The sequence below is a fragment of the Pseudomonadota bacterium genome, from assembly GCA_022572885.1.
Classification (GTDB): domain Bacteria; phylum Pseudomonadota; class Gammaproteobacteria; order Steroidobacterales; family MnTg04; genus MnTg04.
In genome coordinates this window covers 1-13,077 of record JACZVC010000025.1, presented here as the reverse complement: position 1 = coordinate 13,077, position 13,077 = coordinate 1, and the positions used below count along the sequence as shown (strand labels likewise).

The 13,077-nt window shown below is 58.6% G+C and carries 9 protein-coding genes; 7 read left to right on the top strand and 2 right to left on the bottom strand.

Going from position 1 to position 13,077, the window contains the following annotated elements; genetic code table 11:
• The first annotated feature begins 3 nt into the window (after positions 1-3).
• The 5 genes from msbA to IIA05_09870 all read left to right on the top strand — a co-directional run bounded on the left by msbA (position 4) and on the right by IIA05_09870 (position 6,627).
• Positions 4-1,758: a lipid A export permease/ATP-binding protein MsbA gene (msbA, locus tag IIA05_09890; GenBank protein MCH9027414.1), complete on the top strand. Its 1,755-nt coding sequence runs from the start codon at positions 4-6 to the stop codon at positions 1,756-1,758.
• Positions 1,759-1,776: 18 nt separating this feature from the next.
• A complete protein-coding gene (locus tag IIA05_09885) occupies positions 1,777-2,793 on the top strand; it encodes a tetraacyldisaccharide 4'-kinase (GenBank protein MCH9027413.1) in 1,017 nt (338 codons plus the stop codon).
• Positions 2,794-2,795: 2 nt separating this feature from the next.
• Positions 2,796-2,978 (top strand): Trm112 family protein, encoded by a 183-nt coding sequence (locus IIA05_09880; protein ID MCH9027412.1) that lies wholly within the window; start codon positions 2,796-2,798, stop codon positions 2,976-2,978.
• Positions 2,975-3,739, top strand: coding sequence for a 3-deoxy-manno-octulosonate cytidylyltransferase (kdsB, locus tag IIA05_09875; protein MCH9027411.1), 765 nt, complete (start codon positions 2,975-2,977; stop codon positions 3,737-3,739). The genes IIA05_09880 and kdsB overlap by 4 nt, the downstream gene beginning before the upstream one ends.
• Before the next feature lie 293 nt (positions 3,740-4,032).
• The gene (locus IIA05_09870; GenBank protein MCH9027410.1) at positions 4,033-6,627 is read left to right on the top strand and encodes a TonB-dependent receptor; all 2,595 of its coding nucleotides are present in this window, start codon (positions 4,033-4,035) and stop codon (positions 6,625-6,627) included.
• A 132-nt stretch (positions 6,628-6,759) separates the two neighbouring features.
• Here IIA05_09870 and IIA05_09865 read toward each other — a convergent pair whose 3' ends face one another.
• Positions 6,760-10,005, bottom strand: a complete 3,246-nt coding sequence (locus tag IIA05_09865) for a cyclic nucleotide-binding domain-containing protein (GenBank protein ID MCH9027409.1) — start codon at positions 10,003-10,005, stop codon at positions 6,760-6,762.
• A gap of 333 nt (positions 10,006-10,338) precedes the next feature.
• Here IIA05_09865 and IIA05_09860 point away from each other — a divergent pair, with 333 nt between their 5' ends.
• Both IIA05_09860 and IIA05_09855 read left to right on the top strand, forming a co-directional pair.
• Positions 10,339-11,154: a hypothetical protein gene (locus IIA05_09860; protein ID MCH9027408.1), complete on the top strand. Its 816-nt coding sequence runs from the start codon at positions 10,339-10,341 to the stop codon at positions 11,152-11,154.
• A 458-nt stretch (positions 11,155-11,612) separates the two neighbouring features.
• A complete protein-coding gene (locus IIA05_09855; protein MCH9027407.1) occupies positions 11,613-12,104 on the top strand; it encodes a low molecular weight phosphotyrosine protein phosphatase in 492 nt (163 codons plus the stop codon).
• A 62-nt stretch (positions 12,105-12,166) separates the two neighbouring features.
• On the opposite strand, the gene IIA05_09850 is transcribed toward IIA05_09855, so the two are convergent.
• On the bottom strand, positions 12,167-13,077 hold a 911-nt coding region (locus IIA05_09850; protein ID MCH9027406.1), incomplete at its 5' end, for a hypothetical protein.

The following is a 13,077-nucleotide window of genomic DNA, read 5'->3' as shown; positions in this document are numbered from 1 at the left end:
TCCATGCAGCAAAATACCCTGGGCAGCGGGGGTTGGGCGGTCTACAAGCGGCTGTTTTCCTACGCGGCGGGTTATTGGCCGATGTTTATTCTGGCCGGCATCGGCATGGTGGCGTACGCGCTCTCCGAAGCGGCTTTCGCCGCGCTGATGAAACCCTTGCTCGATGGCGGCTTTGTCGAGCGTGACTCCGCGGTCATCCGCTGGTTGCCCTGGGCGATCGTCGCGATTTTCATGATCCGTGGCTTTGCCGGTTTTGCCTCGGGTTACTGCCTGGGCTGGATAGGGCGCCAGGCCATCAAGAATCTGCGTCAGCAATTGTTTGTTCATTACCTGAACATGCCAACTGCCTATTACGATCAGAGTGCGTCCGGCGTGTTGCTGTCAAAAATCACTTTCAACATCGAGCAGATCGCGAATTCAACGACCGATGTCGTCAAGACGCTGGTCCAGGACACGCTGACCATCCTGGCCCTGCTTGGACTGATGTTTTATTACAACCCTTTCCTGACCCTGTTCATGGTGGTTATCGCCCCGCTGATAGCTGTCCTGATGCGCTATTTGAGTCACAAGTTCAGGTCCTACAGCAGCCGCATACAAAATTCCATGGGGGAGGTCACCCGGGTTGCAGACGAGGCCGTGGACGGACATCGAGTCATCAAAGTATTCAATGGCCAGGAATACGAGCGCGACCGGTTCGAAGTGGCTAACGAGTACAACCGGCGGATGAACATGAAACTGATTACCGCCCGCACCGGTAGCATGCCGGTCGTCCAGCTTCTCGCGGCGTGCGGGATCGCGGGGGTGGTCTATGTTGCGATTTCCGATATCCTGAGCGAGCCGATCGAGGTTGGCACCTTTGTCTCGTTTCTCGGTGCTGTCCTGTTGTTGATGGCGCCGCTGAAACGGCTGACCAATATCAACGCGCCCTTGCAACAGGGTATTGCGGCCGGGCAGAGCATATTCGAGGTCCTGGACCAGCCGGTGGAGGATTGCGGTGGCGATGTGCCGCTGGGGAAAGCCCGTGGGGAGCTGGAGTTCGTCGAGGTCACGTTCAGATACCCATCGAGCCGGGAGAAGGTCCTCGATCGGTTGTCGCTGACCATCAGCGCCGGCGAAACGCTGGCCATAGTGGGCAGATCAGGCAGCGGGAAATCGACCCTGGTCAGCCTATTGCCGCGTTTCTACGATCCCGATGATGGCAGCGTCAGGCTGGATGGTTTCGATATTCGCGACTACGCGTTGTCGGATTTGCGCGCCCAGATCAGCCTGGTCAGCCAGGATGTGGTGTTGTTCAACGACACCATCGCAAACAATATTGCCTATGGCGCGCTTGGCGTTGCCAGTGAGGGGCAGATACGCCAGGCGGCCGCGGCCGCGCATGTGATGGAGTTTGTCGACGACATGCCGGCTGGCCTCGATACCATGGTCGGCGACAAGGGCGTGTTGTTGTCGGGCGGCCAGCGGCAGAGAATTGCGATCGCGCGCGCCTTGTTGCGCAACGCACCCGTGTTGCTCCTGGATGAGGCGACCTCGGCGCTGGACACGGAGTCGGAAAGAAAAATTCAACAAGCGCTGGACCAGCTCATGCACGACAGGACCACGCTGGTTATTGCGCACCGGCTGTCAACCGTTGAAAACGCCGATCGCATCCTGGTGCTGGACAAGGGGCGGATCGTGGAAATCGGCAGTCACCAGGAGTTGCTGGCCCGGGAAGGGCACTATGCGGCGCTATACCAGATGCAGTTCCACGAGGTTTGAGCGCGAGCGCGCGTAGCCATGCACCGATGGCTTAACGGGATCTGGTATTCCGACAGGAACATCGGCTGGCTGTTGTTGCTGCCATTCAGCGGACTTTACACATTGTTGTCCTGGCTGCATCGCTCTCTCTGGCGCGCAGGTATCCTGCGACCGGAACCGCTGTCGGTGCCGCTTATCGTGGTCGGCAACTTGACAGCCGGCGGGACCGGCAAGACCCCGCTGGTCATGTGGCTGGCCGCTTGCCTGCAGGCAATGGGTACGCGGCCGGGTATCATCAGTCGCGGTTATGGCGGACGGGTTGGCAAAGGGCCTGTTCGAGTCAGCCCTGACATGGAGCCGGATTATTGCGGCGATGAGCCGGCGATGATGGTGCGCCGGCTCGGTTGCCCGGTCGTCGTGGGCAGCGACCGGGTTGCCGCGGCGAAAGAGCTGATCGGTCTTGGCTGTGACGTATTGATTGCCGACGATGGCTTGCAACACCATCGCCTGGTCCGCGATTTCGAAATCCTGGTCATCGATGGCCGGCGCGGATTCGGTAATGGCAGCCGGCTGCCCGCCGGTCCGCTGCGCGAATCGCCAAAACGCGCTCGTAGCGTTGATTGCGTAGTGGTAAACGGGTCAGGCGAAGGGCCTGGCTACGATGGCCCGGTTTACCGGATGAAGCTGGTTGGCGACAAATTTCACCGGCTTGATGATTCGGAAAAAATCGACCTGGATGCCTGGTCGGGACCGGTTCACGCCGTCGCCGGTATCGGTAATCCGAACCGGTTTTTTGCAGGCCTGGAGCAGGCCGGTTTGACGATCGAGCGCCATGCTTTTGCCGATCACTTCAGCTATCGTCAAAAGGATTTGGTATTTGCCGGGGACTTTGCCATCGTAATGACCGAAAAAGATGCCGTGAAGTGTCGCGGGTTTGAACTCGGCAACGCCTGGTACCTGCCGGTACGCACGCAATTTTCAGAGGATGGGGAAGAAAAAATACGCAAGCAGCTCAACGAAATGCTTCGCTCGCATCAAACACCTGCCGGAGAATGACCATGGATAAGAAACTGCTCGATATCATTGCCTGCCCGCTGTGCAAAGGGCCGGTCGAGTACCGGGCCGAGCCCGAAGCGCTGATCTGCAAGTTCGACCGTCTCGCCTTTCCGATTCGCGACGAGATACCCGTAATGCTGGAAGAAGAAGCGCAGCCATTGGAATCCGCAGACCCGCCTGCATGAAGTTTTCCGTCATCATTCCCGCACGCTTTGCCTCCCAGCGGCTGCCCGGCAAGCCATTGCTGGATATCGGCGGCAAGCCGATGATCTGGCATACCTGGCAGCGCGCCATCGAAAGCGGGGCGGACCGGGTGGTGATTGCGACCGATGACCCCCGTATAGAGCAGGCGGCGACCGGTTTCGGCGCGGAGGTCATCATGACCGGTGCGCAACACCGCTCTGGAACCGACCGGGTTGCAGAAGCAGCGGCGCAGATGGGTCTGGGCGACGACGAGATCATCGTCAATCTGCAAGGCGACGAACCCATGATGCCGCCGGGGCTTATACGCCAGGCGGCAGAAACTCTTTTGCACCAGCCGGACGCGCAGCTCGCCACGCTGGCGACAGCGGTGCATTCTGTCAGCGAATTCCTGGATACCAATGTCGTCAAGCTGGTCATCGATGAAACGGGACGCGCATTGTATTTTTCCCGTGCGCCGATACCCTGGCAACGAGACGGGGCCGGCGGTGACCTGCTGTCGCAACAATGCCACGGGCAGGCGCTGCGCCATCTAGGTATATACGCCTACCGCGGAGCGGCCCTGCAATCCCTGGCGCAAACGCCGGCGACCCCGATGGAAGACGCGGAGCGTCTTGAACAACTAAGGGCGCTGTGGATCAATATGCGTATCCAGGTCGCGATTGCCGCAGAGCCGATGGGGCCCGGTGTGGATAGCGCCGAGGATCTGGACAGGGCGCGCTCACTGCTCGCAGCGCGGCGTTGAAGAAAGCGGCACGGGCGCCGGCAGTACAAAGTATGGTGCGGCCTTTATCGATAAATGACTCTAGAAAGTAATAGTATATAACTGAAAATAAACAATAAATGAGTGACCAGATCTCATCGGTGGAGGCCATTTGAGAAACCTCCGGACAATCCGCCAGCCAAGTGTCTGTACACCACCCTTTTTTTTGCGTATAAAAAGTCATTGAGTCATATTGCAGGCTCTGCACAGGGGATGGCATTCCTTTCATCATGTTCGCTTGCTATTTCCCTGGTCGTGAAAACTTGGAGACATCAATGAAACTAATTACAAAATTTGAATCTTGCGCATTATCGTTGGTCGTTGCCGCGTCCGTTGCAATGTCGCCCTCGACGGTGTTGTCCCAGGAAGCCGAAGGGGCCGATCAAATCGAGGAGGTTGTGGTTACCGGTACGCGCAAAGAAGGGCAATCGCCAACGGAAACCCTTTCGCCTATCGATGTGTTCGGTGGCGCGGAACTGGCCAATCAAGCCACCTTCGATATGACCGAAAGTCTGGCGAAAATTTCGCCATCGATCAATACCCAGCGCTTTCCGATCGCTGACGGCACTGCATTCATTCGCCCGGTGACCCTGCGCAATCTGTCGCCGGATCAAACCCTGGTGCTGGTCAACGGTACCCGGCGCCATCGCTCGGCACTGGTCAATCTGCAATTGGCCCCCCTGGGCACGGTAAACCAGGGTGCGCAGGCGGTGGATTTCTCCGCACTGCCTTCTGGTGCGATCAAGCGAGTTGAGGTTTTGCGCGATGGTGCGTCGGCACAGTATGGCTCCGATGCCATCGCCGGCGTGATTAACGTGATTTTGAAAGACGCTGACGAAGGCGTCACCGTTTTTGCACAAACGGGTGAATATTATGAGGGCGACGGTGCTCGCACGACCATTGGCGCCAACGCGGGCTTCAGCCTGGGTGGCAAAGGTTTTTTGAACACCACCATTGAATATTCGACGGCCGACAAAACCTCACGCGGTGTCGCTCGTCCCGATGCGGTGCAAGTGGCAGGGGTTGTCGGAGCTTCGCTGGTGCCGTTGAATGGTTTGGGTCAGCGTTGGGGTGACCCGGACGTGGAGACTATCAAGCTTTTTGTCAACGGTGCTTATGAACTCAATGACAATGTGGAACTGTACGGCAATATCGGCTATTCAGACAATGACACGATTTCCGATTTCTTCTATCGGGGTCCGGTGTTGCCGCCGGCAGAGATGTTTGCTGCACGCACGACCCTGCAAACCGATAACGATGGGGATTTTTTGCCCGATCCGGCGCCGCAATCGCTGGTCGACGACATTATTGCCGCCGGTCTGACCCCGTCCAATTACTTGACGGCCGATGTGGCCAGCCCCAGCGGTTTCGTGCTGCTCAATCCGATCCACACCATGTTCCCGGGTGGCTACAACCCGAATTTCGGGGCGACTATCAAGGACCAGTCCTATGTATTCGGTATCCGCGGCGAGTCCGCCGGTGGTCTGAGGTGGGATATCCGCGGGCGCATTGCGGAAAGCGAAGTGGATTACATCATCTCCGAGACCATCAACCCGAGCCTGGGTTCGCTGTCGCCGACCAGCTTCCGTCCCGGGACGCTGACCCAGGAAGAGACCGGCATCAACGTCGATTTTGTGAAAACATTCGATGTCGATGGCCTGGTGTCACCGCTGAACGTGGCCTTTGGCGCTGAGTTTCGCGACGAAACCTACATCATCGGCGCGGGCGACCAGGCTTCGATAGAAGCGGGGCCGACAGCGGCGTTCTTTGGCGTCGGATCGGACGGCTTCCAGGGATTCCCGGTCGAATCTTCCGGCAGCTTCGACAGCGAGAGTTTCGCAGGCTATATCGATGTGGAGGCGGACTTCACCGATCAATTCTCGGCTGGCGCGGCAATTCGTTTTGAGGATTACGACGAGTTTGGTTCCTCTACCGATTTTAAAATATCCGCAAGGCTGGAGGTGAGCGATACCGTGGCGATTCGTTCGACTTTCAGCACCGGGTTCCGCGCGCCCACCCCGGGCCAGGTGAACACGCTCAACATCACCACCAGCGCCGATACCGCCGGTAACCTGATTCCCAGCGGCGTCTACCCGGTCAGTCATCCGGTTGCCATCGTCCTGGGGTCTCAGCCGCTGAAGCCGGAAGAATCCACCAGCTTCACGCTGGGCCTGGTGTATTTGCCATCGGACAACACCAGCGTGACGGTCGATTATTACGATATCAACATCGAAGACCGGCTGGCGTTGCTCAATAACACCATTACTGCGGCTGATGTGGTGTTGTTGACAGCCGCGGGCATACCCAACGCGAACCTGCTCGATGGCAGCATTGCCAACTTTTTTGTCAATGGCTTCGAGTCCGATGTCAGCGGTTTGGATCTCGCGATCACGACCGATTTCGAACTGGCAACCGGTGTGTTGACCGCGGATTTGCGGCACAACATCAACGACCAGGATGTCAGTAATGTTGCGCCGGGTTCGATCAATGCCTCACGGGTATTCGACCTGGAAAACCAGGTGCCGGAAAACAGGACGACGTTGACGCTCGATTACGACACCGGCGGGTTGTTCGGTGGTTACGTGCGCTTCAACCGTTATGGCGAATGGAAAACCACCGGCGGTCTGTTCAGCCCGGGCGATGCCTCCGATGTTTCGTCTTACGGTGCTGAAATTCTGGTCGATATCGAAGCGAGATTTTCGTTCCAGGATAACTTCACCATTACCATCGGTGGGGAAAACATCTTCGATAACGCACCGGATGCCGAGCAAGACCCGGTCTTGCAATTTCTGGGTGTGACGGGATCGCTGACCTCACCATTTGGTTTCAATGGCGGTTTCTGGTACGCGAGAATTTCGGCTGCTTTCTGATTCACCCCAAGACTGCACCGGTGTTGCCAGGCACCGGTGCAGTTTTCTCCAGTTTGGATAGATGGCCTTGGCCAAAGAAATAAGCGAGTTCCTCCTGTTAGCGTGATTCAGGCGGATGGCGGCAACGGCCTGTTATCCTGATCGCGCTGCCTTGACCTGTTGGCGGACCGTTGCCAACCAGGTTTCCACCTCAGCGACGATCTGCCAGAACTCGGCTTCGTCATGGAGGCTGACCAGGAAAGGATCGCTCTTGAGATAGTTGAACTGTTCAGGATCGAACCTCTGCCAGCGGCGGAGTGCGGCGATTGCCGCGTCCACCCGCCCCTCGATCGCCAGCAGCTCTGCCTCCCGGTAAAGAAGCTGGTGGTCGCCTGTGCCGTCGACCGAGTCGAATTTTTGCCGCCGGGCGGCAATTTCGCGCTCGATCAGGGCGGCCATTTCTTGCGCCATGTCCTGCTGACCGGTTTGCCGGTATGCATAAAGCAGCGCCAGCGATGGCGACGATTTCCGGCTCCAGCTCAGATACGCGGAATAAGTTTTGGACCAGAAAAGCTCTGTATCTCCAAAGGGCAACTTCGGGCGGGCTCGATCAAAGAACTCGATCGCCTGCTCGTAGTTGCCGGCGAGAACCTCGAGCTCTCCCCGCGCGATGAGATATTCGGGTGCATCGAACGAGTTGGCAAAAGATTCCAAAACGATCTGACGAACCTTGTCGTATTCACCCAGATAAGCATACGGACCGGCGGCACGGATCCTCGGCTGTATGCTATCCAGGTCCACGTCCTTAAGGCCAAACCAGAGATCGAGGTAATTGCCATAGGGGCGACCGAGGATGCTCAAATCTATGGCTTGTACGACCTCTCCGCGAGCCAGTGCAATAGCTGCCAGCAGCGAGCTTGCCGGGCGGGGATTGGCGCTCAGGGTCCTGGCCCGGTCAGCCATCGCCCAGGCCTCATCCAATCTGCCCGCTTGGCGGAGACCCATTGCGTAGCTCATCAGCACTCTTATGGAGATGGGTTCCAGGCGTATCAATCTGTCCAGAATCTCCAGGGCAGCGGCCCAATCGTCAGCGGTCGAACGAACTATACGCAGCGCCCAGAGGGCGTCCGGATCGTTGCCATTTGCGGCCACGGCGCGCTCCGCCATTTGCCGCGCGCCTTCGTGATCACCGTCTCTGGCCATAATGCGCGAGGCCGCGGCAAGCACTTTCGACGAATTCGGCTGCAGTGACAAAGCCCTGGCCAGCGCTGCATTGCTCCGCTTGGTTCGTTCCTGCAGATCGAAGGGCAACGATTCATCTGCCGGCGCCAAACCGTGATAAATGATGGCAAGCAGAGCATGGGCTTCCGCAAATTCAGGATCGAGCTCGATGGCCCGGTCGAGGAGCGGCAGGGCTTTCAGCGCATCCGCCTGCATGAGTAAACCAAAAAGATACCGCGCCTGGAGAAAAAGCATATAGGCTTCGGAGTCGCTCGTCAGCGGCAATGTGCGGTTGCTCTGACCAGGGGCGTCGAGGCGCATTTCCAAGACCTGCGCTACATTGCTGGCAATTTTTCGCTGGACTGCGAAGATGTTGTCCGCATCGCTGTCGTAGGTCCCGGACCAGGCGCGAAAGCCGTTCGCGACCTGGGTCAACTGTGCCGTAACGCGAATGTTATCCCCCAGTTTCCTGACGCTGCCCTCGAGCACATAGGCAACCTGCAGCATCTTGCCGATCGTGCCTATATCGTCGTCGCGCCCCTTGTAGTACTGCACCGAATTGCGCCCCGTGACCTTGAGACCCTCGAGGCCCATCAGCTCGCGGGTAAGTTCCTCGGACAGGCCGTCGGCCAGGAAGGCATCCTCCGGGGCCGCGCTCAGGTTTTCGAACGGCAGCACGGCGACGGACTGAGTCGGAACCGTCGCCAGGGCGTCTTGCTGAAATTGCTGTGCCGCCACCCAGACCACCGCCATCAGCACCACGGCGGCGCCAAGCGCCGCCGCCGGCCGCAGCCGACGGCTGAGCAGGGAATCGACACGCGTCCAAAGCCATCTGGAAACGGGAACCGGTTGGGCCGAATAAATCGGTACCGACTGCTCGATACCCCGAAACCTTTGCTTGCCGAGAAAGCGGAACTCAATGCGGGACGCTGCCTTGACTTGTTCCCGCACGACTCCGGAAAGGTAGACATCGCCGGGTTCCGCATACTGGGCGACGCGCAGGGCGATGCTGATGGCCGGGCCTACGTACCTGTCGCCGTCGACGACGATATCGCCGGCGTGCACGCCCAGGCGGAACAGGGCAAGCGCTTGCGTCTTTGCGGCGGGCGCGGTCGCCGAGCGGGGCGCAATTTTTTTCTGGATCGATTTCGCTGCGCGCAAAGCCGCCAATGCATCGGGGAACCTGGCGATGATGCTGTCGCCGGCTTGGCCGATGACGGTGCCGCCGCAATCGCGTACGGCTTTATAGATGCTCGCGATACCGGTCGACAGGGATTTCAGCGTACCCGCGGCGTCGGCCATCATGGCGCGGGAATAATCGCTGACCACCACCGCCATCAGACCCACGTTGCGCATATCACGGATGGTTCGCGCATGCATTGGGGAGACGGCCGCGGACTTGCCGCCACGGTGCTCCGGCAGCCCATCCGGAACCTTGAACATGAGCCGCTTGCCGGCAATGCCGTTGCTGCTGTCCGTCGGCGCGGCCAACGACGCCAATGCGGCCAGGTCGTTGATTTCAATTTGTCGGCGTTTGAGCGTGAGCCAGCCTTGCTTCTCCCATGCCCGCAGGTGTCGATTCACGGCTTCGCGGTTGACCCCGATCAAGCGCGCCAGCTCGCTTTGCGAAATGCGCAATACAGCCGCCCCGGCAATCGCCGCCTTCCCGGCCGGGCCGGCGCCATGGTTTGCGGCCAGGGCCGTCAGCCTTTTGGCCAGGCGCGCGGGAAATTTCTGCAAGGCTGCCTCTTCGAGGGCATTGCTGGTGCCGCGCAAGTGCGAACACAACAGCGCGAACACCCGGAAACACAGTTCCGGGCTGGTCTGCAACAGCTCAAGAAACTGACGGCGTTTGATCCGAAACAGCGAGCTGTCCTCGGCGGCAACCGCCTCGAAACGCCGCGGGCCCCAATCGAGGACGGCAACCTCGGCAAAAACCTGCCCCGGCTCAATGACATCAACGGTCATTTCGCGGCCGTCCTCGTTGCGCATCGTCTGTGTGATGCGGCCCGACAACACGCCCCAGACGGCATCCGCCGGGTCGCCTTGCTGGAACAGAATTTCGCCGGCGCTGAGGCTCGTCCGCTGTGCGACGTCAGCAATTTTGCGCAGCAATATCGGATCGAGCCCGGCGAACAGCTCGCTTTGTCCGATCACGCGCAATATATGCTCAGCCATCAGCCCCACACCCATGCCGCTTGTAGAAGTACGCTGCAACCGGGCTACAGCCCGGCCCCAGGACTGGTTCAGATCATACTACCCTGACTTTTCGCTGAATGTGCGCGCGCGCATAGTCGGAAAGTGTGGGCTTTGGTAGCTTGCACCAATCGCGGACAGGACGAACTACTTTTATTCTGCTTTGTTTTGCGTGCGGAAGCGGACGGGCGAGAAACGCGATTGACGATACTTCTTATCAAGCGGGGGACCGACTCGGCACTAAACTGGTGCGAAGACACGCTCTGAATATTGGCTTGATGATTTTATAATTTGTGCGAGAAAAGGGATACTACGATGAAAAACACGAAAATTGCGCAGGTCACATCCTTGTTTGTGGCAGCGTTTCTGCTGGCGGCGGTCAATATTATTGTCGTGCCGGACACGGCGCTTGCCGCGCCGAAATCCGACTGTAAGGGAAAGAAAGCGGACCGCCCGATCGAATGCGATGATGATAGCGAAAGCGGGAACCTGCAGGCTAAGTTTGATCTAACTATAGAAACAACAACACCTAACATTAGTGGCGGTCCTTATCAGGACAGTAAGAGGGGACACGTCAGTATTTCTACTGGTTCCGGTGATGGTTTCCGTTTTGACACCAATACGCAAAACGTAAACAAATTATCACGATGGAGGAGTGCGGAGGTGGTGTCTATGTCGGTTCCTCGTGCGGCTCCTAGTGGCAGTGACATCGCAGATTATGAAATCGACTTTCGCTTCAATCAGACAACTGGTCTCGATCTTGGTTCGTTAGAAGCGGGCCGTGCTTCGGGTACCGTTGCGGCGGCGTTCAAGTATTTTGGCGGTCATCCGGTGGATGGTTTCGATGTATCAAACCACGGTGTTCTCGGGTTTATGGAACTGACTACATCGCCTCCAATTTCGCCTGATGATAATACATGTCTTGAAGATACGCGCCCGATAGAAGTAAAACGAAATGGCGATGATACATGGACGCTTAGATCAACCGGTGACCATCTGGCTTGTGCATTCGCAATTGACGCGAATGGCGACATAGAGTGTACACATTCGACCCCATGTTCTAGTAACGGCGGCGATGGGCCCGAAGCCATTCCATTCGAATTCGAATTTACATTGACGCAACAGCCATAAGTACGGGCATCTCTGTTTACGCTGAGGCTGCTTTAGGCATTGATTTGGCACGGACGTGTCGGGTGCGAATTACAAAATCATGGGGCATCACACCCATCATCAGTAATTCGCACCCGATAGCCTGTCGCTGGTGAATTGATATTCACGCAGCGGTTGGCGTATGGAACAGTTCGCAACCCTGTGTTTTCGATCGATAGTCTGCCACGCTGGCCCTCCCGTTGTTTTAAAACCAGTGCTATCCTCCCCGGATTGAAAGGGATGGACTATTCTTCCGCTTGCGGAAATACAGTCCTCTGCCGCCGGAGGCCATGGCGTTCCCCGGTTTCTTTGTCAGCGCTTTGACTTTGCTTGCCGTTAACATTTGCCGCATGAAATCACTGTCGCGCTACAAGCGGAACCGGATGTCCATGGCCTTCGGTGGATTCGTATGAACTAAAAACCCTTAAAAACAGGAAGTTATGAACGATAAGCCACGGTGTAGCGTACTTTTTGTGTGCATGGGCAATATCTGCCGCTCACCGACGGCGGAGGGGGTGTTCCGCCATTTGCTGGGTCGCGAGGCACCGGAGCTGGACGTGGAGATAGACTCCGCCGGCACCCACGCCTACCACATCGGCGACCAGCCGGATCGGCGTGCCCAGGCCGCGGCAATCCGGCGCGGCATCGATTTGAGTACGATCCGGGCGCGCAAGGTTAGCGCGAACGATTTTGCCCGTTTCGACCTGATCCTGGCGATGGATGAGGACAACCTGGCGTTGCTGGTCGATTTCTGCCCGCCGGATCAGCGCCACAAACTGCGCCTGTTCCTGGAATACGCGGTCGAAGCGGGCGTGGAAAACGTTCCCGATCCGTATTATGGCGGCGCGAACGGTTTTGAGCAGGTGCTCGACCTGGTCGAAGTCGCTGCGTTGGGACTGATCAGCGAGCTGCGCGCAGGACAGGCTGCCTGATATCAGGGAAAAAAAAGGCCGGCATTATCGCCGGCCTATTTTGCTGATATCAAACCACCGGGTTACCAATCGTCACGACGGCCCGGGCCGCTTCTCTCCCCCGTCGGACTGGAGGTGTATACGGTGCGGGTCTGTTTTTTCTCCGTTTCGACGGGTTTTGGCTCGGCTGCCTGGCTTTCTGTTTGCGTGGCGCTGACCGGCTGAGCAGCCCTGGCGGCAGTTTCCATGTCTGCCTGGCTTTTCTGCGCCACCGGTTCCGGTGTCCGCTTTGCAACCGCTTCGGTTTTCGTATCCGCGGTCTTTTCATCTGCGGCCGGACGGCTTTCGGGCGTGGATTCTTGGCTGACCGCCGGTTGTGGTGACGCTGACTCCGTCGCTGCTGCCTTGGGGGCCGCCGGTCTATCGGCAGGGGTCTTGCCGCCGGCTTTGCGCTCGCCTGCCTGATCCGTGCCGGCCAGTGGCATGGGCTTGGGGCTCTCGTGCTTTTTCAGCGGCTGGGTGTCGGTGAAATCCGTTGCCTGGCTGGCAGTCTGTGTGGCGTCAGGCGTGGCAGCGGCCGGGGAGGATTCCGGTTTTTCAGATTTGCGGCGTTCAGTCTGACTTCGGCTGCGGTCGCCGCGCGTGGTCCGTCCGGGCCCGCGCTGTGGCCTGCGTGAGCGGCTCTCGCTCCGTTCCTTGCCGTCCTGCTCACTGGGCGTCGATGGCTGCGTCTTGCTGGCCTGGCCCTGGCTGTCCTGCGCACTGCCCCCACGGCCACGGCGGCCACGGCGGCGTGAGGCTTTTTTGGGCCGGCTTTTGTCGTCTGCTTTTTCTGCGGTGCCCGCCGTTCTTTGACGGTCGCTTTTTGCGGCTGTTCGGCTGCCGCCTGACTGCCGGTCGTCACGGCGCGCAGCGCCGGACTGACCCCGTCCGCGAGTACCGCCGGTGCGTCCGCCCGTCGGTTTCTTCCGGCTGCTGGATCGTCTGCCGCTGC